Annotated in this window: 16 protein-coding genes and 1 pseudogene; 10 read left to right on the forward strand and 7 right to left on the reverse strand. The window is 70.6% G+C overall.

Annotated features, from left to right (window positions below; genetic code table 11):
* Positions 1–160 precede the first annotated feature (160 nt).
* Complete coding sequence (locus FE633_RS41765; RefSeq protein ID WP_246114077.1) at positions 161–3595, reverse strand: S41 family peptidase; 3435 nt, start codon at positions 3593–3595, stop codon at positions 161–163.
* A 216-nt stretch (positions 3596–3811) separates the two neighbouring features.
* Here FE633_RS41765 and FE633_RS41770 point away from each other — a divergent pair, with 216 nt between their 5' ends.
* Positions 3812–4402, forward strand: coding sequence for a TetR/AcrR family transcriptional regulator (locus tag FE633_RS41770; RefSeq protein ID WP_138050389.1), 591 nt, complete (start codon positions 3812–3814; stop codon positions 4400–4402).
* Between the two features lie 172 nt (positions 4403–4574).
* Positions 4575–6899: an MMPL family transporter gene (locus FE633_RS41775; RefSeq protein WP_138050390.1), complete on the forward strand. Its 2325-nt coding sequence runs from the start codon at positions 4575–4577 to the stop codon at positions 6897–6899.
* A gap of 98 nt (positions 6900–6997) precedes the next feature.
* Here FE633_RS41775 and FE633_RS41780 read toward each other — a convergent pair whose 3' ends face one another.
* Complete coding sequence (locus FE633_RS41780; RefSeq protein WP_138050391.1) at positions 6998–7342, reverse strand: SsgA family sporulation/cell division regulator; 345 nt, start codon at positions 7340–7342, stop codon at positions 6998–7000.
* 184 nt (positions 7343–7526) lie between these two features.
* Here FE633_RS41780 and FE633_RS41785 point away from each other — a divergent pair, with 184 nt between their 5' ends.
* The 4 genes from FE633_RS41785 to FE633_RS41800 are packed head-to-tail and all read left to right on the forward strand — an operon-like array spanning position 7527 to position 11332.
* A complete protein-coding gene (locus tag FE633_RS41785; protein ID WP_138050392.1) occupies positions 7527–8594 on the forward strand; it encodes an energy-coupling factor ABC transporter permease in 1068 nt (355 codons plus the stop codon).
* A gap of 1 nt (position 8595) precedes the next feature.
* Entirely contained in the window at positions 8596–9357 is a 762-nt protein-coding gene (gene cbiQ / locus FE633_RS41790) for a cobalt ECF transporter T component CbiQ (RefSeq protein ID WP_138050393.1), read from the forward strand.
* A complete protein-coding gene (locus FE633_RS41795; RefSeq protein WP_138050394.1) occupies positions 9345–10139 on the forward strand; it encodes an energy-coupling factor ABC transporter ATP-binding protein in 795 nt (264 codons plus the stop codon). Before cbiQ ends, FE633_RS41795 begins: the two co-directional genes overlap by 13 nt.
* Positions 10140–10159: 20 nt before the next feature.
* Positions 10160–11332 carry a serine hydrolase domain-containing protein gene (locus FE633_RS41800; RefSeq protein WP_171060343.1) on the forward strand — a complete coding sequence of 391 codons (1173 nt, stop codon included), beginning with the start codon at positions 10160–10162 and terminating at the stop codon, positions 11330–11332.
* An 85-nt stretch (positions 11333–11417) separates the two neighbouring features.
* Here FE633_RS41800 and FE633_RS41805 read toward each other — a convergent pair whose 3' ends face one another.
* The 5 genes from FE633_RS41805 to FE633_RS41825 form a co-directional block, all read right to left on the reverse strand.
* Positions 11418–12263, reverse strand: coding sequence for a DMT family transporter (locus FE633_RS41805; protein ID WP_138050396.1), 846 nt, complete (start codon positions 12261–12263; stop codon positions 11418–11420).
* Positions 12260–12811 carry a YbaK/EbsC family protein gene (locus FE633_RS41810; protein WP_138050397.1) on the reverse strand — a complete coding sequence of 184 codons (552 nt, stop codon included), beginning with the start codon at positions 12809–12811 and terminating at the stop codon, positions 12260–12262. Before FE633_RS41810 ends, FE633_RS41805 begins: the two co-directional genes overlap by 4 nt.
* 87 nt (positions 12812–12898) lie before the next feature.
* Entirely contained in the window at positions 12899–14608 is a 1710-nt protein-coding gene (locus FE633_RS41815) for a penicillin-binding transpeptidase domain-containing protein (protein WP_138050398.1), read from the reverse strand.
* A 156-nt stretch (positions 14609–14764) separates the two neighbouring features.
* Positions 14765–16390: a penicillin-binding transpeptidase domain-containing protein gene (locus tag FE633_RS41820; protein ID WP_138050399.1), complete on the reverse strand. Its 1626-nt coding sequence runs from the start codon at positions 16388–16390 to the stop codon at positions 14765–14767.
* A 105-nt stretch (positions 16391–16495) separates the two neighbouring features.
* Positions 16496–18235, reverse strand: a complete 1740-nt coding sequence (locus tag FE633_RS41825; RefSeq protein ID WP_171060341.1) for a dolichyl-phosphate-mannose--protein mannosyltransferase — start codon at positions 18233–18235, stop codon at positions 16496–16498.
* 63 nt (positions 18236–18298) lie between these two features.
* On the opposite strand from FE633_RS41825, the gene rsmI reads away from it, so the two are divergent.
* From rsmI to FE633_RS41845, 4 genes and pseudogenes are all read left to right on the forward strand, one after another.
* Entirely contained in the window at positions 18299–19156 is an 858-nt protein-coding gene (gene rsmI, locus FE633_RS41830) for a 16S rRNA (cytidine(1402)-2'-O)-methyltransferase (protein ID WP_138050400.1), read from the forward strand.
* A 233-nt stretch (positions 19157–19389) separates the two neighbouring features.
* Positions 19390–19824 (forward strand): hypothetical protein, encoded by a 435-nt coding sequence (locus FE633_RS41835; RefSeq protein ID WP_138050401.1) that lies wholly within the window; start codon positions 19390–19392, stop codon positions 19822–19824.
* Positions 19825–19888: 64 nt separating this feature from the next.
* Positions 19889–20758, forward strand: a complete 870-nt coding sequence (locus tag FE633_RS41840; protein WP_138050402.1) for a TatD family hydrolase — start codon at positions 19889–19891, stop codon at positions 20756–20758.
* Between the two features lie 148 nt (positions 20759–20906).
* Positions 20907–21230: pseudogene (locus FE633_RS41845) on the forward strand (hypothetical protein); the annotation flags it as partial.

A 21230-nucleotide genomic window follows, 5' to 3' on the forward strand; every position in this document is an offset into this window, starting at 1 on the left:
CTTTGGGGAGGGCACCCCGCTCTTGTGTGTGCTGCTTGCGTTTGCTGTCGCTGAGCCTGTTTGCAACGGTGCCCGGTGGTGCAAGCTGTGCCCACCCGTTCCGCCCTGCGGAACGACTGCCCACAGCAGCGGTGTGAACGAATGCCCACAGCAGTGGCGGCTATCGTCTCGGGGGGAGCTTTGGGCGGGTTTTGTCTGGGGTGTGGTGGTAGTCGGGTGGGGTTGCCGCTGGGGTGGTGGTCAGGAGGGTCAGGGCCAGTTCCACGGCGTCGGCCAGTTGGGCGTGGCGGCCTTCCGCCCAGTCCAGGGGGGTGCGCAGGATCGGCAGGTCCGGGGCAACGCCGTGGTTTTCGACGGACCAGCCGTACGCGTCGAACCAGGCGGCGTTCATGGGGACCGTGATGACCGTGCCGTCGCCGAGGCGATGGCGGCCGGTCATGCCGACGACGCCGCCCCAGGTGCGCTGGCCCACCACCGGGCCGAGTTTGAGCAGTTTGAAGGCCGCCGTGATCATGTCGCCGTCCGACGACGTCATTTCGTCGGCGAGGGCGACGATCGGGCCGCGCGGGGCGTTGGAGGCGTACGACACCGGCTGGGCGTTGCGCGTCAGGTCCCAGCCCAGGATCGTACGGGTGAGCTTCTCGACGACCAGCTCGCTGATGTGGCCGCCGGCGTTGCCGCGTACGTCGACGATCAGGGCGGGCCGGGACATCTCCATGCGCAGGTCGCGGTTGAACTGCGCCCAGCCCGAGCCGCCCATGTCAGGGATGTGCAGATACCCGCACTTGCCGTGGCTCAACTCCCGTACGACCGCGCGGCGTTTGGCCACCCAGTCCTGGTAGCGCAGGGGGCGTTCGTCGATCAGCGGGACCACGGCCACGCGCCGCGATCCGCCCTCGCCCTCCGGATCACAGGGGCCCGAAGGGCCTTCCTTGGAAGGGTGGTGGTGGGCGACGGGTCGGGCGAACGTCAGCTCCACCGTCGTACCGCCCGATCCCGCGAGCAGCGGATACGGTCCGGCGACCGGGTCGACCGGCCGACCGTCGACATGAGTGAGCACCGCGCCCTCACGGATTCCCGTACCGGCCAGCGGCGAACGCGCCTTGGAGTCGGACGAGTCGCCGGGCAGGATCCGCTTGACCATCCAGCTTCCGTCCCTGCGCACGAAGTTGGCGCCGAGCAGACCCTGGGCGCGCTGATAGTGCGGCGGTCCCTCGTTGCGGCGCGCGGGGGTGACGTACGCGTGCGAGGTGCCCAGCTCGCCCAGTACCTCGCGCAGCAGATCCGCGAACTCGTCGGGGGACGCCACCCGTTCGACCAGCGGCCGGTACTGGTCCAGCACCGCGTCCCAGTCGATGCCGCACATCTTCGGCTCCCAGAAGTACGCGCGGATGAGGCGGCCCGCCTCCTCGTACGACTGCCGCCACTCGGCGGCCGGGTCGACGTGGTGGAGGATGCGGCGTGAGTCGATCCAGACGGTCGAGTCGAAGTCGCCGGGCTCGGTCGAGGGGACGGCGCGCAGGTCGCCCTCGTCGACCACGACGAGCCGCGTGCCGTCGCCGCTGACCGCGAACCAGTCGAGATGGCCGACGAGTTCGGACTTCTTCGCCTTGGTGATGCTGAAGTGCTCAAGAGTGGGGCGGCCGGTCATGTCGTCCGGGTTCGCGAAGGTCTCGCCGAGGGCACCGGAGATCGGCCAGCGCAGCCAGACGAGGCCGCCGCCCGCGACGGGATACAGCGCCGAGTACTTGGAGGCGGCGACCGGGAAGGGCGTCACACGGCTCTCCAGGCCCTCGATCTCGACGGTCACCGTGCTGCCGTCGCCCCCCTCGTCCTCGACGGGGTCAAGACCGCCCGCCGCCGGGCGCCCCTCGGGGTTCAGCGCGAAGGGAGAGGGGGTCGCGGACGACAGGGGGACGAGGTAGGGGCGGCAGCCCAGGGGGAAGGACAGGTCGCCGGTGTGTACGTCGTACACCGGGTCGAAGCCGCGCCAGGACAGGAAGGCGAGGTAGCGGCCGTCCCGGGTGAACACCGGGTTCTCGTCCTCGAAGCGGCCGTTGGTGACGTCGACGATCGTGTGCGCTGCCGGACCTGCGCCTCCCGGGCCTTCGCCTCCCGGGCCTTCGATCCGTGCGATCTTGATCTGGCGCAGGGACCGGCCGATGCCCGGGTGGGACCAGGTCAGCAAGGCCCCGTCTGGGGAGAAGGCGAGGTCCCGTACCGGCCCGTTGATCGAATGGATCAGCTCGGTGACCTCGCCGGCCGCCTCCCGCGCGCCCGCGCCGTCGGCCGCTTCCTCGGGTTCCTCGGGTTGCTCGGGTTCCTCGGGCACGGTGAGCAGGAGCAGCCGGCCGTCGTTCGAGGCGATCGCGAGCCGCTCGCCCTGCGGGTCCGAGACGAGTTCTTGTACGCGGCCCAGCTCGCCGGAGGCCAGCCGGCGCGGCCCGCGGTCGCCGGTCGCGCGCGGCAGGTACGCGAGCTCGACGGCGTCCTCGCCCTCCGCGTCCGTGACGTACGCGATCCGCCCGCTCGAGCCGATCATTTCCGGGAGCCGTACGCGTACGCCCGGGGTGTCCGCGATGGCGCGGGCGGGGCCTTCGCGGTGTGTGAGCCAGTACAGGCTGCCGCGTACGACGACGGCGCTGGCCCGGCCCGTCTCGTCCACGGAGATCCCGTTGACGTGCTGGGCCGCCGGCAGCTGGTACGGACGTCGCCCCGCGCGCGGCCCACCCAGGCGCACGTCCAGGCGGCGCGGCAGCGAGTCGGCGGACAGGTCGTCGACGATCCACAGGTCGCCGGCGCACTGGTAGACGACCCGGGTGCCGTCGGAGGACGCGTGCCGGGCGTAGAAGGCGTCGTGGTCGGTGTGGCGGCGCAGGTCGGAGCCGTCGTACCGGCACGAGTAGAGGTTGCCGACGCCCTCGTGGTCGGAGAGGAAGGCGATCCGGTCGCCGACGAACATGGGAGCGTCCAGGTGCCCGTCGAGGTCGTCGAGTATGCGCTGTCCGTGCAGCCAGAGCCGTCCGGTGGCGCCGCCGCGGTAGCGCTTCCAGGAGGCGGGCTCGTGCGGGGGCGTACCCGTGAGCAGCAGTGTCCTGCGTTCGCCGTCGATGTCGGCGACGGCGATGTGCGAGACCGGGCCCCAGGGCAGCTTGCCGCCGGGGTCGCCGTCGACGGGCACGCTGTAGGCGAAGGTGAAGTAGGAGAAGGGCTCGCCGTGCGAGGCGACCGCGAGGATGTCGGTGTGTCCCTCCCCGTCGGGAGGTGTCCAGCCGCAGACCCGGGTGTCGGGGCTGCCCCAGTAGGTGAGCCGCTTCGAGGGCCCGCCGTCCACCGGGGCGAGATGGATCTCCGGGTCGAGGCTGCGCCAGGTCGTGTACGCGATGTGCCGGCCGTCGGGCGAGAAGCGGGGGTGGTTCACCTTCGTACGGTCGACGGTGAGCCGCCAGGCCCGGCCGGGGCGGTCGAGGGGAGCCACCCAGAGGTCGTCCTCGGCCACGAAGCAGAGCCGGTCGCCGCTGAGGTGCGGGAAGCGCAGGTAGGCGGGGGCGGGCTCGTGCTCGGATTCTGCCGGGGTCTCGTACGTGTTGCTCACCCCATCCATGCTTTTCCGGTGGAGGAGCCCCGGCAACTTGGGGCGGTGGCTCCGGAGGGGCGCGTGACCGGGGACACGTACGAAACGGTTTCGTTTCGCAGATTCTCGGGGTATCGTCGTGGGCGTACGAAACCGTTTCGTTTGGAACGGCATCGGGCAGGCCGACTAGGCTGTCCGACGCCGGTTCGAGCGCGGAGTGGGGAAAAGGTGAGTGGGATGACTGAGACCGCGACAGCGCGACGCAGTCGGATCACGCCCGAGCGCGAGGCCGAGCTGTACAGGGCCGTGCTCGACCTGCTCCGGGAAGTCGGCTACGACGCCCTCACCATGGACGCCGTGGCCGCCCGCACCCGGTCCAGCAAGGCCACTCTCTACCGCCAGTGGGGCGGCAAGGCCGAGTTGGTGGCGAAGGCGATGCGGTTCAACAAGCCGGGCAGCATCTCCGACATCGACACCGGCACCCTGCGGGGCGACTTCCACGCCCTCGTGCGACGCGAGAACGACTGCGTCATGGAACAGAACTCCGCGCTGATGCGGGGCCTGGCCATGGCGGTGCACGGCAACCCGGATCTGCTGAAGGCGTTCCGGGAGCTCCTCATCGAACCGGAGATGGAGGAGTTCCGCCGCGTGCTGCAGCGTGCCATCGACCGCGGGGAGGTCCGTGCGGACAACCCTGCGATCGAGTACGTGGTGCACATGATGCTCGGCGCCTTCGCCACCCGGACGCTGCTGGATGAACTGCCGCCGACTCAGGACTTCCTCACCTCGTACATCGACGCCGTGGTCCTCCCCGCTCTCGGCGCCTGACGTCTGACACTCAACCCTCTTCGCAAGTCCCCCAGTTGCACCTGACGCGACCGCTCACGTCGTCGGGCTGATCACCTCTGCATGCCGTCAACGGGCCGATGTCCCCTGCCTGTTCACGGGCTGATCACCCCTGCCCTGCTCCGTCCCACGACCTGACCGGGAGTACGAACTCGTGGCCACGTTCCTCTACAAAATGGGCCGACTGGCCTTCCGGCGACGGCATTTCGTCGCCCTGATCTGGGTCGCGCTGCTGACGCTCGCGGGCGTCGGCGCGGCCAGTGCCCCGGCGGCGGGATCGAGCTCCTTCTCGATACCCGGCACCGAGGCGCAGAAGACCTTCGACCTGCTGGAGCAGCGCTTTCCCGGCATGAGTGCCGACGGAGCGACCGCGCGGGTCGTCTTCGAGGCGCCCGACGGCGAGAAGATGTCGGACGCGGCCAACAAGGCGGCAGTCAAGAACACCGTCAGGGAACTCGGCGACGGCTCCGAGGTCGTCTCCGTCACCGACCCGTACAAGACCAAGTCCCTCAGCAAGGACGGGTCGATCGCGTACGCGCAGGTGTCGTACAAGGTGCCCGGCATGGAACTGGAGGACTCCTCGAAGGACGCCCTGAAGGAGGCCGCGCAGGACGCGCGGGACACCGGACTGACCGTGGAGATCGGCGGTGACGCGCTCCAGGCGGTGCCCGAGACGGGGGCCACGGAGATCATCGGTATCGCCGTCGCCGCGGTCGTCCTCGTCATCACCTTCGGTTCGCTGGTCGCGGCGGGGCTGCCGCTGCTGACCGCGCTGATCGGCGTGGGCATCGGCGTCTCGACCATCACCGCTCTCGCGAGCACGCTCGACCTGGGCACCACCACCTCCACGCTGGCGATGATGATCGGCCTCGCGGTCGGCATCGACTACGCGCTCTTCATCGTCTCCCGCTACCGCGCCGAGCTGGCCGAGGGCCGGGCACGCGAGGAGGCGGCCGGGCGGGCCGTCGGCACGGCGGGCTCCGCGGTGGTCTTCGCCGGCCTCACGGTCGTGATCGCCCTGGTCGGTCTGGCCGTGGTCAACATCCCGATGCTCACGAAGATGGGTGTCGCGGCCGCGGGCACCGTCGCCGTCGCCGTGCTGATCGCCCTCACCATGATCCCGGCGCTGCTCGGGTACGCGGGAAAGAAGGTCCGTCCGGCGGGGCAGAAGAGCAGGCTGCTGGGCGGCGGCCGCGCCGCCAAGAAGGCGGCCGCCAAGGGTGCCAAGGCCGCCAAGGCCGCCAAGGGTGCCGGGGCTGCCGAGGTCGCCGGCGCCGCCCGGTCCGCCAACGCTGCCGACACCGCTGAGCCGAAGGCGAACATGGGCACCCGCTGGGCCCGCTTCGTCGTCCGCAGGCCGCTCGCCGTCCTCCTCCTCGGCGTCGTGGGCCTGGGTGTGGCCGCCGTCCCCGTCTCCTCGCTGGAGATGGGCCTGCCGGACGACGGCTCGCAGCCGACGTCCACGACCCAGCGCCGGGCGTACGACCTGCTGTCGGAGGGCTTCGGCCCCGGCTTCAACGGTCCGCTGATGGTCGTGTCCGACGCCAAGGGGAGCGCCGACCCGAAGGCCGACGCCAACGAGGTGGCCGACAAGATCAAGGACCTCGACGGTGTCGTGTCGGTGAGCCCTGCGAGGTTCAACAAGGCCGGCGACACCGCGATGATCACCGTGATCCCGGACTCGAAGCCGTCCTCGGTCAAGACCGAGGACCTGGTGCACGAGATCCGTGACGCGGGCGGCGCGGTCAAGGCGGACACCGACTCGAACGTCCTGGTCACCGGGACGACGGCGATGAACATCGACTTCTCGCAGAAGCTCAACGACGCGCTGGTCCCGTATCTGGCGCTGGTGGTGGGCCTGGCGTTCCTGCTGCTGATCGTCGTCTTCCGCTCGATCCTGGTTCCGCTGAAGGCGGCCCTCGGCTTCCTGCTCTCGGTGCTCGCCGCGCTGGGCGCCGTCGTCGCGGTCTTCCAGTGGGGTTGGCTCTCCGGCCTGATGGGCGTCGAGGAGACCGGTCCGATCATGTCGATGATGCCGATCTTCATGGTCGGCGTGGTCTTCGGCCTGGCGATGGACTACGAGGTGTTCCTCGTGACCCGCATGCGCGAGGCGCACGTCCACGGAGAGAGCCCCGACCAGACGATCGTGACCGGCTTCCAGCACGGCGCCCGCGTCGTCACCGCGGCCGCGGTCATCATGATGGCCGTCTTCTCCGGATTCATCGGCTCCAGCGAGTCGATGGTCAAGATGATCGGCTTCGGTCTCGCGGTCGCGGTGTTCTTCGACGCCTTCATCGTGCGGATGGCGATCGTTCCGGCGGTGCTGGCCCTGCTGGGCAAGCGAGCCTGGTGGCTGCCGAAGTGGCTGGACCGGGCGCTGCCGAACGTCGATGTCGAGGGCGAGGGTCTGCGCGCCATGGACGAGCGCCGGGACGTGGATCCGGACGAGGACAAGGACCGGGAGCTCGCACGGGTCTGAGCACACAGGTCTTGGTTCCCGAAGAGACCGCAGGGGCGCCCCACGTTCGTGGGGCGCCCCTTGGTGTTGCTGAACCCCTGCTCCGCTCCGACGGGCGCTCAGCTCCGGACCGGCGTCCCCGTCATGTACGTACGGCGGAGGAAGCGGATCAGTGCATACGAGTCGAACTGGACGACGTCCACGCCCTCCGGGGAGTGGAACTCCATCACGGCCTGGACGCGGCCGCAGGGCCAGATGTTCACGTCGCCCGAGGCGGCCGGGGAGCGGAGGCCCCGTTCGAGGAGGTCGCGGGAGAAGGCCCACTCGTGGTGGCCGGGGAGAACGATGTGCACCTGCCGGGGGTCGGCCTCCGGGTCGTAGCGGAGGGCGACGGGGACCGCCGGTGGGTCCACTGTCGAGTCGGTGACGATGTGGGCGCGGGCGTACTGCTCGACGGCGGGCATCGGTCGCTCCTTCGCCGGGGACCCTGAGAGAGCCCTTTGAGCTGTTTCCTCTCTAATGTCGCATATTTTGCGGAATGTGCTTCCGGGTTATTCGAGGTCAACTCGCTCTTGCGAGCTGTTCGCAACAAGGCACTATCATCAAACGGTTAGCCAGACGGCCGGACCCCGGAAGCGGAGCCCACGTATGCACGTCCCCGACGGATTCATCAACGCCCCCGTCTCCCTGGCCACCGGAGTCGTCGCCGCGGGAGCCGTCGCCGTGAGCCTGCGCGGCGCCCGGCGTGAACTGGACGAGAGGACCGCGCCGCTCGCGGGCCTCGTCGCCGCCTTCATCTTCGCCGTGCAGATGCTGAACTTCCCGGTCGCCGCGGGAACGAGCGGGCATCTGCTCGGCGGTGCGCTCGCGGCGATACTCGTCGGGCCCTACACAGGGGTCCTCTGTGTGTCCGTCGTCCTGCTGATGCAGGGCGTCCTCTTCGCCGACGGCGGCCTCACCGCGCTCGGCGTGAACATCACGGTGATGGCGGTCGTCACGACCGTCGTCGGGTACGCCGTCTTCCGCGGTCTGGTGAAGGTCCTGCCGAAGAAGCGGCGCTCCATCACGGTCTCCGCCTTCGTGGCCGCCGTGCTCTCGGTACCCGCGGCGGCCGCCGCCTTCACACTCGTCTACGCCGTCGGCGGCACCACGGACGTCCCCATCGGGCAGGTCCTCACCGCCATGGTCGGCGTCCACGTCCTCATCGGCATCGGCGAGGCCGCGATCACCGCGCTCACCGTCGGCGCCGTCATCGCCGTCCGGCCCGACCTCGTGTACGGCGCCCGCGGCCTGACCGCCCCGCTGAAGCTGCGGGTCAACGGCGAACTGGTCGACGCCCCCGCGGCCGAGCCGGTGCCGGCAGCCGCCCGCTCCACACGCAGGGTCTGGCTCGCGGGCCTTGCCGCCTCCCTCGTCCTCGCCGGCTTCGTCAGCTTCTACGCCTCCGCCGACCCCGACGGCCTGGAGAAGGTCGCCGCCGACAAGGGCATCGACGCCAAGACCGAGGAGCACGCGACCGCCGACTCCCCGCTGGCCGACTACGGCATCGAGGGCCTTACCGACGCCCGGATCTCCGGCGGCCTCGCGGGCGTGATCGGCGTGGGCGTCACGGTCGTCGCCGGGACCGGCGTCTTCTGGGCCGTACGCAGGCGCCGTACCGGCGAGACGTCCCCGGCCTCCGTGCGTGACGCGTCCGACGTGGCCGAGAACGTCTGACATGGGCGCCGGCCACGCACACAAGCTCTACCGGCACGGGCACTCGCCGGTGCACGCCCTGCCGCCGCACACCAAGCTCACGGCCGTCTTCGCCTTCGTGATCGTCGTGGTCTCCACGCCGCGCGAGGCGATGTGGGCGTTCGCGCTGTACGCACTGCTGCTGGCCGCCGTCGCGTACTCGGCCCGCGTGCCCGCCGGGTTCCTGCTGAAGCGGCTCCTGATCGAGGTGCCGTTCGTGGCCTTCGCCGTGCTGATGCCGTTCGTGGCGCAGGGTGAGCGGGTGGACGTCCTCGGCCTGTCGCTCAGCGTGAGTGGTCTGTGGGGCGCCTGGAACGTCCTGGCCAAGGGCACGCTGGGCGTCGCCGCGTCCGTGCTGCTCGCCTCGACCACCGAACTGCGCGAACTCCTCCTGGGACTCCAGCGGTTGAAGCTGCCACCGCTCCTCGTGCAGATCGCGTCCTTCATGATCCGGTACGGCGACGTCATCACGGACGAGATGCGGCGGATGCGGATCGCCCGGGAGTCGCGCGGCTTCGAGGCCCGCGGAGTCCGGCACTGGGGCGTCCTCGCCAAGTCGGCCGGCGCCCTCTTCATCCGCTCGTACGAGCGTGGGGAGCGGGTGCATCTCGCCATGGTCAGCCGGGGGTACGCCGGTTCGATGCCGGTCATCGACGAGGTGACCGCGTCCCGGGCACAGTGGTCGTACGCCCTCGCCCTGCCCTCGGCCGCCCTCCTCGTCTGCTTGTTGGGATGGACTCTGTGACACACGCGACAGAAGCGACACCGACTCCGGAGGCCGCACCTTCGCTGGATGTGGCCGGCCTCGCCTTCGCCTACCCCGATGGGCATCAGGCCCTCTTCGGAGTGGACTTCCGCGTCGGACGCGGCGAGCGCGTGGCGCTGCTCGGCCCGAACGGCGCCGGCAAGACGACGCTCGTGCTGCACCTCAACGGCATCCTGACCGGCGGCGCCGGCACCGTGACGGTCGCCGGCCTGCCCGTCGGCAAGCGGCACATGGCCGAGATCAGGCGCCGGGTCGGGATCGTCTTCCAGGACCCGGACGACCAGCTGTTCATGCCGACCGTGCGCGAGGACGTGGCCTTCGGGCCCGCGGCGGCCGGGCTGAAGGGGCCGGAGCTGGAGGCACGGGTGCGCACGGCGTTGGAGCGGGTCGGGATGGAGGCCTTCGCCGACCGCCCGCCGCACCACCTGTCGTTCGGGCAGCGCCGCCGGGTCGCGGTGGCGACCGTCCTCGCGATGGAGCCGGAGATCCTCGTCCTGGACGAGCCGTCCTCCAACCTCGACCCCGCCTCACGGCGCGAACTCGCCGACATCCTGCGGTCGTTGGACGTCACCGTGCTCATGGTCACGCACGACCTGCCGTACGCGCTGGAGCTGTGCCCACGGTCACTGATCCTCAGCGACGGGGTCATCGCCGCGGACGGCAGGACGGGCGAACTGCTCTCGGACGACGAACTGATGCGCACGCACCGCCTGGAGCTGCCCTTCGGCTTCGATCCACGCTCTGTGATGATGGGCGCGTGACTGAGGCAGGGGGTTCGGGAGTGGACGTGAACGGCACAGTGGCGGAGGGCTTCGAGCCGGTCCGGGACGCGTTCGTACGCAACTTCACGGCGCTCGGCGAGCGGGGCGCGGCCGTGGTCGTGTACCGCGACGGGCACGAGGTCGTCGACCTGTGGGGCGGAACACGGGACGTGGACGGTTCCCCGGCTCCCTGGGAGCGGGGAACGGCGCAGATCGTGCGCTCGGCGACGAAGGGCGTCACCGCGGCCGTCGTCCTCCTCCTGCATCAGCGCGGAGAGCTGGATCTGGACGCACCCGTGGGGGAGTACTGGCCCGAGTTCAAGACGGCGGGCAAGGACCGGGTCCTGGTCCGGCATGTGCTGTCCCACCGGGCCGGGCTGCCGGCCTTGGACCGGCCGTTGACTCCTGAGGAGGCGCTGGACCCCCTGCGGGGGATCGAGGCGGTCGCGGCGCAGGCGCCCGCCTGGGAGCCGGGCACCGACCACGGCTATCACGCGCTGACGTACGGCTGGCTGGCCGACGGGGTGGTGCGGCGGGTGACGGGCGGCCGGGGGATCGGGGAGTGGCTCGCCGACGAGGTCGCCGGGCCGTTGGGGCTGGATCTGTGGGTGGGGCTGCCGTCGTCCGAGGCGGGACGAGTGGGGCGGGCGGGGCGGACCGAAGAGCCGGAGATCGCCGGCGGGGGCCTGCGCTCCCGCCCGAAGCGTGCGGTCTCCGAGGCCTACGAGGACCCCTCCTCCCTCACGCGCCGGGCCTTCGCCGCGATCACTCCGTTTCCCGACCAGAACGACGCGGCGTACCGCGCCGCGGCCCTCCCGGCGACGAACGGCATCGCGACGGCGGACGGGCTGGCCCGCTTCTACGCGGCCCTGATCGGTGAAGTGGGTGATGGCGGGCGGCTGTTCACGCCCCGGACGGTCGAGCTCGCGCGAAGCGAACACTCCGGGGGCCCGGACCGGGTCCTGGTGGTCCCCACCCGCTTCGGCCTCGGCTACATGCTCCATGGCACCGCATCGCCCCTCCTGGGGCCGGGCTCCTTCGGCCACCCCGGCCGGGGCGGCGCCCTCGCCTTCGCGGACCCCGACTCGGGCATCGCTTTCGGCTACATCACGAACGGCTTCCGCAAGAGCGTCACAGCGGACGCGCGCGCCCAGGCACTGGTACGAGCGGTTCGCTCGGCGGTCGGGGGGTAGCCGGGGTCCCCGGGTTCGCACTTCGGCTGCGGGCCGTTGTGGCTTGTCGCGCAGTTCCCCGCGCCCCTGAAAGGGGCGCACTCGCTCAACCCGCGTGCAGCATCAAGCCGATGCCCAGTACCAGTAAGCCCGCCGCGGCGACCCTAGGTGCGCCGAAGCGTTCCTTGAAGAAGATCGCTCCGATGGCCGCGCCGACGATGATCGAGGACTCGCGGAGGGCCGCGATGGGGGCCAGTTCCGCCTGGGTCTGGGCCCACAGGACCAGGCCGTAGGCCGCGACGGAGAGAGCCGCGCCCAGGAGGCCGACGGCGGCGAAGGGGCGGAGTACGGTCACCGTCTCGGCTCGCCAGCGCAGGACGGCGTAGGCCGGGACGGCGATGCCCTCCAGGGCCATCAGCCAGGCGATGTAGCCGAGAGAGGTACCGGAGGCGCGTACGCCCAGGCCGTCCACGACCGTGTACGCCGCTATGGAGAGGCCCGTCGCCAAGGCCGCGGCGATCGCCGGCCAGTTGGGGCGGTGGCCGCGCAGGCCCCACAGCGCCACGCCCGTCAGGCCCGCGCAGGACAGCGCGATGCCCGCCGCCGCCCAGCCGTCCGGTACCTCGTGGGCGAAGAGCGCGGCCAGCGCCGTGACCACGAGCGGAGCGGTCCCGCGGGCGATCGGGTAGGCCTGGCCGAAGTCCCCGAGCCGGAAGGAGCGCATCAGCAGCGCGTAATAACCGACATGGATGAGCGCGGAGGTGATCAGGTACGGCCACGCTCCGGCCGCCGGCACCGGCACGAACGGGATCGCGGCGAGGCCGATCAGCATGCCCCCGCCGGCGATCAGCGTGAAACCGACCAGCTTGTCGGTGATGCGGTGGGCGATCGCGTTCCAGCACGCGTGGGTGACGGCCGCGAGCAGGACCGCGGCCGTGACCAGTGGCGTCACGCCGACGGCTCGGGCGACTGCTCGCGCACGTCCACCAGCGTGCCGCCCGCGTGGGCGACCAGGGTCTTCGGGTCCATGGGGAAGACGGCGTACGGCGTGCCCGCGGCGGCCCACACCGTCTCGTGCTCCAGCAGCGAACGGTCCGCCAGCACACGGGTCCGGGTGCGGTGCCCGAAGGGCGGTACGCCGCCGATCGCGTACCCCGTCGTCTCCCGGACCAGGTCCGCCTTGGCGCGCGTGACCTTCTCGGCACCCAGTTCCCGGCGTACGAGCTCCACGTCCACCCGGGACGCGCCGTCCATGAGGACCAGGACCGGCACCCCGTCCGCCGCGAAGATGAGCGACTTGCAGATCTGGCTCAGCTCGCAGCCGATCGCCGCGGCGGCCTCGGCGGCGGTGCGCGTGGCCTCCGGGAAGCGGCGGACGCGAGGGACCAAGTCATCGAGGCCCAGCTGCTGCAGGGCCTCCGCGAAACGAGGGTGGGCTGCGGACCCTGCGGACGCCGTAGACGCCTCGGACGCCGCGGATCCTTCGGAAGTGGCGGTCATGGACGGCACCGTAGCGGTGGGTGTACGGGGCAGGCGAACGAGTTACTCACAACGCCGTTCCCGTGCCCGCCCCGCCTCCCCGTCGCGTCAACTGCCCGCCTTCAGCAGCGCCGCCACGATCGGCCCTGCCGACTCCCCGCCGTGCCCGCCCTGCTGCACGACGCCCGCCGCCGCCAAGTCGCCCTTCCACGCCGTGAACCAGCCGTTGGGCTTCTTCTGGCCGTCGACCTCCGCCGACCCCGTCTTGGCGCCGAAGTCGGGGCCGAGGCCGGACATCGCCTCGGCCGCCGTACCCGCCGCGGCCGTGTACTGCAGCAGCTCGCGCAGCTGGGACTGGGTGGAGGAGGACAGGGACCGGGACCCCTTCGCCAAGGTGCGGTCGTCGACCTCCGGGGACACCAGGTACGGCTGGTGGAAGCTGCCCGTCTTCGCCGTCGCGACTACCGACGCCATGTTCAGCGGGTTCATACGGACCCCGCCCTGGCCGATCAACGACGCCGCCTTCTGGGCCTGCGACTGCACCGGCACCGTGCCGTCGAAACTCGACACCCCGACGGACCAGTTGTCCCTGCCGAGCCCGAACACCTCCTGGGCCTGCTTGGTCAGGTCGTCGTCGCTCAGCTTCTTGGCCTGGCTGATGAAGGCCGTGTTGCAGGACCGCGCGAAACTCGCCTTGAACGTGCCGTTCTTGATCTCGAACTTGTCGTCGTTCTGGAACTTCCAGCCGCCGTACGTCGAGTACTTGGGGCACGGGTGTTCCTTGTTCACCGACGCGAGCCCCTTGTCGAGCAGCAGCGACGCCGAAATGATCTTCATCGTGGAGCCGGGGGCGAGGGACCCCTGGAAGGCGGTGTTGTAACCATGGCCGGAATTCGCGACGGCCAGGATCTCGCCGGTGGACGGCTTCAGCATGACCGCCGACGCCTGGGGCTTCTTGGCCACCTGCGACTCGGCGGTCGCCTGGAGGCTCGGGCTGAGGGTCGTACGGACCGTGCCCGGCGTCCCCTTGCTCAGCTCCAGCAGCGTCTTGTCGGGGTTCTTCTGTTCGGTCGAGGTCTTCGCGGAGGAGGAGTCCGAGCCCGAGTCGGAGCCTGTGGAGCCCTTGCGGATCACGCGCAGCTCGATGCCCGCCTTGCCGCCCGCCTTCTTGCCGTACTTCTCCCGCAGCCCGTCCAGAACGGAGCCGAGGGAGGGGTACTTGGCCGTGGTCAGCTCGCCGCCGTCCCGGTCGAGCGCCTTGACCGGCGGTGTCCCGGCCTCCCCGGTGACCAGCCGGTCGCCGTCCGCCAGGTCCGGGTGCACGACGGAGGAGCGCCAGTCGACCAGCGGCTTCCCGTCCTTGGCCCGCCGGACGACGGTGAGCTCGGAATCGTAGGCGAGGGGCTTGCTCTTGCCCTGGTAGGAGACCGTGCCCTTGACGGAGAACGGCATCTTGGTGCCGGACCGCTGACCCGCTGTGAGCGTCACGTCCTCGATATGCGCCTCGGTGCCGAACCCGGTCAGCAGGGTGCGGGCCGCCGTCGTGTCGTTCGTGGCGGCCGCGGCCCGCGCGGGGTCACCGCTCTGCCAGGCAGCGAGGAACGTCTTGGCCGTGGAGCGGATTTCGGCCGCCGACAACGGGCCGGTTTTGACCTTCTTGGCATCCGAGGCCGTCGACCCGTTGTCGTCGGCGGCCGCGCCGCCGTCGTACACGTTGTAGACGCCGAATGCCGCGCCGCCGACGACGACCGCGATCATGCCGCCGATGACGGCGGGCTTCGTCCTGCCGCGCTCGGTGGCGCGTCTCCTGTTTCCCACGGCTCCCGTTCCTTCGCTGCTTTCCCGGTTCTCCCACGCTCCTCTACGAGAACGAGAGCCACCACCCTAGAGGGCCGCCCTGTGAGGGTGAGTTCGGCCACTTGTCTCTCGGACAGGCGGCTTCGCGGGGCGGCCCTGACCTTCGGTCAGCCCGTCTCAGGCACCCGCTCGCAGGACCGCCGCCACGATCGGGCCCGCCGCGTCACCGCCGTGGCCGCCCTCCTGCGTCATGGCCGCGGCCGCGATGTCGTCACGGTAACCGGTGAACCAGCTGTTGGACTTCTCCTGTCCGTCGACCTCCGCGGAGCCGGTCTTCGCGCCGATGTTGCCGGGGACCTTCGACATCGCGGCGGCCGCGGTGCCGCTGACCGCGGTGCGGTTCATCATCTGGCGCAGCTGCGCGACCGTACTCTCCGACAGGCCCTCGGCTGTGGCCAGTTCACGGTCGTCGAGCCGCTGCGGCACGATGACCGGCTGCCGGAAGGTGCCCGTCATCGCGGTCGCGGTGACCGACGCCATGTTGAGCGGGCTCATCTGGACCTGGCCCTGGCCGAGCATGTTGGCCGCCGTGTCGGGGCCGCCGGAGGCCGGGACGGAGCCGTCGAAGGAGGGGATGCCGGTCTTCCAGTCGTCCCGGCCGAGGCCGAAGCGCTCCTCGGCCTCCTTCGTGAGCGAGTTGACCTGCACCTCGTCCGCGTACTTCACGAACGCCGTGTTGCACGAGCGCGCGAAGCTCTCCGAGAGGGTCGCGTTCTCGTTGGGTGTCATCCCCTTGAGGTTGTTGAACTTCTGGCTCTGCCAGGTCGCGTCGGGCGGGCAGGGCGCGGGCCCGGTCGCCGTCGTGATGTCGTTGTCGATCAGCGTCGCCGCGGAGATGATCTTCATCGTGGAGCCCGGGGCGAGCTTGCCCAGGAACGCCGCGTTGAACTCGTCGGCCCGGTGGTTGGCGACCGCCAGCACCTCCCCGGTGCTCGATCTCACCGCGACCACCGACGACTCGGAGTACTCCTTGACCGCCTTCTCCGCGGCCGCCTGGGAGCGCGCGCTGAGCGTCGTCTGCAGCTTGCCCGGCTTGCCCTTGGCGAGCGTGACGAGCGTCTCGTCGCCCGCGTTCTCGTCCGTGTGCCGGATCGACAGCTCGATGCCCGGAGTGCCGCCCGCGGTCGGGCCGTACTTCTCCCGCAGCTGGTCCAGGATCGGCCCGAGCGACGGGTACTTCGCCTTGGTCAGCACGACCCCGTCGCGGTCCACCGCCTCGATCGGCGGGCTCGCCGCCTCACCGGTGACCAGCGTGTCGCCCTTCTTGAGGTCCGGGTGCACGACGGACGGCTGCCAGTCGACCAGCGGGCGTCCCGTGGTCTTCCCGCGCACGACGGTCAGCTCACTGTCGTAGGACAGCGGCTTGGTCTTTCCCTCGTACGACACCGTGGCCGAGACCGAGAACGGCACGGTCCTGCCGGTCGGCGTGCCCGGCGTGATCTTCACCTTCGTGAGGTGTGCCTCGTCGCGGTAGTCGGTGAGCAGCGCCCGTGCCGTCGCCGCGTTGTTCGTGTACGTGGCGGCCTTGTCCGCCTGGCCCTTCTCCCAGCTCGCGAAGAACTTCTCGGTGGTCTCCCTGACCTCCGCGCTGGACGGCGGACCGGTCTTCACCTGTGCCGGCCCGGCCGAGTCCGATCCCGTCCCGGTGACGGCCGACACTATGTTGTACGCGCCGTACCCGGCACCCCCCACCATGACGGCGAACACCCCGCCGACTATGGCGGCCTTTGCCCCCTTGCGCATCGCGCGTTCCCCTCCCCATGAACCTTTCTGAACGCGTTCAGAAAGGTGGTCTGCACCGCACTGTATGCGGGGGGAGTGACCGATGGGGGTGCTGTTCCCCGATTGTTAGACCCAAGTGTCCAACCACATACGCGAACGCCAGCTGTCGATGGGAATCGACTGGCCGGTGTAGAGCGGCCAGAAATAGATGAAGTTCCAGGTGATCAGCAGGACGAGGACACCCGAGGCGGCCGCGCCCACGACGCGGCGGCGTTCGGTCGAACCGGGCGGGCCGAGGAGCGCGCCGATCATCATCGCCACGGCCAGGCAGAGGAAGGGCAGGAAGACGACCGCGTAGAAGTAGAAGATCGTCCGCTCCTGGTACATGAACCAGGGGAGGTAGCCGGCCGCGATGCCGCAGGCGATCGCGCCCGCGCGCCAGTCGCGGCGGAAGAGCCAGCGCCACAGGACGTAGAGGATCGCGAAGGCGGCCGCCCACCACAACAGGGGTGTGCCCAGGGCCAGCACCTCGCGGGCGCACTTCTCGCCCGCGTCGGCGGGGCAGCCGTTCTTGCCGGGCAGCGGGTCGTCGTAGAAGTACGAGACCGGGCGGCCGGTGACGATCCAGCTCCACGGGTTCGACTGGTAGGTGTGCGGCGAGGAGAGGCCGACGTGGAACTCGTACACCTGGTGCTCGTAGTGCCACAGGCTGCGCAGCCAGTCGGGCAGGAACGTCCAGTTGCCGCCCTTGCCGTCGGTCGCCGCCCAGTTGCGGAAGTAGCCGCCGGTGCCGTCGGTGGGGGACAGGATCCAGCCGGTCCAGGAGGCGAGGTACGTGACGACCGCGACGGGCACGGTCGACAGGAACGCCCACCCCAGGTCGCGTTTGACCACGGCCGCGTACGGCCGTCGCGCGCCCGCGACCTTGCGCGAGCCCACGTCCCACAGCACCGCCATCACGCAGAACGCGGCCAGCACGTAGAGGCCGTTCCACTTGGTGCCGATGGCGAGCCCGAGCATCAGACCGGCCGCCCAGCGCCACGGCCTGAGGCCCATGCGGGTCGTCTCGGCGACGTGCGCGTCCGGGCGTACGACTCCGTCCGCGTCCGGCGGGAGCGCGGCCGCGAGGCGGGCGCGGGCTCTGTCCCGGTCCAGGAGCAGGCAGCCGAAGGCCGCGAGCACGAAGAACATCAGCACCTGGTCGAGCAGCGCGGTGCGGCTCATCACGAAATGCAGTCCGTCGACGGCCATCAGCGCGCCCGCCAGACAGCCGAGGAACGTCGAGCGGAACAGGCGGCGGCCGATCCGGCACAGCATCAGCACGGACAGCGTGCCGAGCAGCGCCGTCATGAACCGCCAGCCGAAGGGCGTGAACCCGAACATCCACTCGCCGAGTCCGATGACGTACTTGCCGACCGGCGGATGGACGACGTACGCGGCTTCCGACGGGATCGTGACGTGACCATCGCCCTGCAGGATCAGGTCGTTGGCGTTCTTGGCCCAGTTGACCTCGTACCCGCGGTGGATGAGCGCCCAGGCGTCCTTGGCGTAGTACGTCTCGTCGAATATCACCGCCTTCGGGTTGCCGAGGTTCCAGAACCGCGTCATACCGGCCAGCAGCGTCACCAGCAGCGGGCCACCCCACGCCGACCAGCGCACCAGGCGGCCGGTGGCCGGCTTCGACAGCCCGATCGTCGCCCACAGACGCGGGCTGGGCTCGGCGTATGGGGGCATCAGCCGGTCACGGACGTCGCTTCTGGGCCGGCTCGTATAGCCGAACCGGCGAAGCCGCTGCTGCCACGAGGGCCGCTGCTCTTCGACGCCCTGTTCCTGCCGGGTGTCCATGGAGGACGCGGTACTGGTCACCGCGCCATCGTAAGGAACCCATCTGTGGGAGTCCCGCTTTCCCGCCCCTGCGAGGATGGAACCGTGACAGGAACCCTTGTACTCGCAGGCACTCCCATCGGGGACATCGCGGACGCGCCGCCCCGGCTGGGCGAGGAGTTGGCGGGGGCCGACGTGATCGCCGCCGAGGACACGCGGCGGCTGCGGCGGCTGACCGTGGCGCTGGGTGTGCAGCCGACCGGGCGCGTCGTGTCGTACTTCGAGGGGAACGAGTCGGCCCGTACGCCCGAGCTCGTCGAGGCCCTGGCCGACGGGGCGCGCGTGCTGCTCGTGACCGACGCGGGGATGCCGTCCGTGTCCGACCCCGGCTACCGGCTCGTCGCGGCCGCCGTGGAGAAGGACATCCGCGTGACCGCCGTACCCGGCCCGTCCGCCGTGCTCACCGCACTCGCCCTGTCGGGGCTGCCCGTCGACCGGTTCTGCTTCGAGGGGTTCCTGCCCAGGAAGGCCGGCGAGCGGCGGTCGCGGCTGCGCGAGGCCGCCGAGGAGCGGCGCACACTCGTGTACTTCGAGGCGCCGCACCGGCTCGACGACACGCTCGCCGCGATGGCGGAGGTGTTCGGCGAGGACCGCAGGGCGGCCGTGTGCCGCGAGCTGACCAAGACGTACGAGGAAGTCAGGCGCGGACCGCTCGCCGAGCTCGCGGCCTGGGCCGCCGAGGGCGTACGCGGTGAGATCACCGTCGTCGTCGAGGGGGCGCCCGAGAAGGGCGCCGGGGAGCTCGACGCCGACGAGCTGGTGCGCCGGGTGCGGGTGCGCGAGGAGGCGGGGGAGCGGCGCAAGGAGGCGATCGCCGCCGTCGCCGCCGAAGCGGGTCTGCCCAAGCGCGAGGTCTTCGACGCGGTGGTCGCCGCGAAGAACGCCGCCCGCACCGCCCCGTAGGAGCGCGGCCCCGCGGAGTGCAGCGCCAATGGAGGGCAAAGGGCCACGGGAGAAAGGCAAAGCGCAGGCCACCCGCCACGAGCGCTGGGGCAAGGAACAGCCAAAACGCCTCCAATAGTCGACAGGTCACCTGCGCTCATGCCGGGAGAAGAGTCCACTGGTTGACGGGGGACGCACCCGTCCCCCGCCTCCGCTCCCCCGGAGGCGGTTGTCCAGCGGACTGAGGAGCTGGCATGAGTGAGATCGCAGGGCAGACCGGGCACCGCGGCGTCGCGGCCACGGACATCGTCCACGAGTCGTATTCCTTCGCCTGCATGCGCTGCGGGCACGGTTGGGAGCAGTCGTTCGAGATCGAGCACCACCTCGACGCCGAGGACCGCGAGTTCGTGATGTACGTGGCGGACGGACAGGTCGTGCCGTCGCCGCTCACCCGGCCCACCTGCCTGAACTGCGACAGCCACGTGGTGCGCATCATGCGCGCCGGTCAGGTGTCCTCCGCGCTGAGGTCCATGCACCAGCGCAGCCCGCTGGACGATTCCCTCCCGGAGTCGGGGTCGGAGTCGAAGTCGGAGCAGGGGCAAGAGGACGCCGAGCCGGAGGCCAAGGAGCACCACCACTGGCACCTCTCCGACCTGCTGCACCCCTTCCACCACCGCAAGGCGAGCTGACCGAGCCGACCTGGCGGGCCCCTGCCGGGCACGGAGCGGCATGCCTCCTTCGTAGGATCGGGGTATGCCTTCCAACGCCGAAGCCCCGCCCCTCCCGGACCCCCTCCGCGTGCCCGTCGCCGACTCGCACACCCACCTCGACATGCAGTCCGGAACCGTCGAGGAGGGTCTCGCGAAGGCCGCGTCGGTCGGCGTGACGACGGTCGTTCAGGTCGGCTGCGACCTGAAGGGCTCGCGGTGGGCGGCCGAGACGGCCTCGACGTACGACGCCGTGCACGCCACCGTCGCGCTGCACCCCAACGAGGCACCGCGGATCGTCCTCGGTGACCCTGACGGCTGGTCCCGGCAGGGCGCCCGGGAGGCGGGCGAAGAGGGCGCGCTGGACGAGGCACTCGCCGAGATCGACCGGCTCGCCGCCCTCCCCCAGGTGAAGGGCGTCGGCGAGACCGGCCTCGACTACTTCCGCACCGGCCCCGAGGGCAAGGCAGCCCAGGAGCGCTCCTTCCGCGCCCACATCGAGATCGCCAAGCGGCACGGCAAGACCCTGGTGATCCATGACCGGGACGCGCACGCCGACGTGCTGCGCGTACTCAAGGAGGAGGGCGCCCCCGAGCGCACCGTCTTCCACTGCTACTCCGGGGACGCGGCCATGGCCGAAGTCTGCGCCCGCGCCGGCTACTTCATGTCCTTCGCCGGGAACATGACCTTCAAGAACGCCCAGCCGCTGCGCGACGCCCTCGCCGTGGCGCCCCTCGACCTCGTCCTCGTCGAGACGGACGCGCCCTTCCTCACCCCGGTGCCCTACCGCGGACGGCCTAACGCCCCGTATCTCGTTCCGGTCACGGTTCGCGCCATGGCAGCCGTGCGGGGCCTGGACGAGGACGCGCTGGCGACGGCGATCTCGTCGAACACGGCCCGCGCCTTCGATTACTGAGCCATGACGCTCACGTACTGAGCCATAACGCCCACGGCCGTTCATCCCCGGGGCGGGATAGTGACGCAGTGTAGTCGTGCCGCTTTGGAGAGTCACGACCGCTCCAGTAGGTTTCGGCTCCCGATCCGGATCCCTGGAGCGTGTCGGCGTGAGCAATTCGCAGTGCGAGACGTATGGCCCGGCGTACGGGAGCTACATGCTGTACGCCGTCGAGGAACCGTCGGATCCGAGGGATCTGATGGAGTGGATGGATCCGCAGCGCCCCCTGAACACGTACGTCCCCCTGGAGACCTGCGGCCCTCTGGACACGTACGGCTCCCCGGACACGTACCGGCCGGCATACGAGAAACCTCGGCCGGAATCCCAGCCGGAATCCCAGCAGCTTCGCCGGACGCCGCCGAAGGCCGGGGCGCCCCGGGCGACCGGCGGCCGGGCCGAAGCCCGTCGGGCCGCGCGGCGACGGAAGGCAGCC

This window comes from Streptomyces montanus (genome assembly GCF_005786655.1).
In the GTDB taxonomy this organism is placed as follows: domain Bacteria; phylum Actinomycetota; class Actinomycetes; order Streptomycetales; family Streptomycetaceae; genus Streptomyces; species Streptomyces sporangiiformans.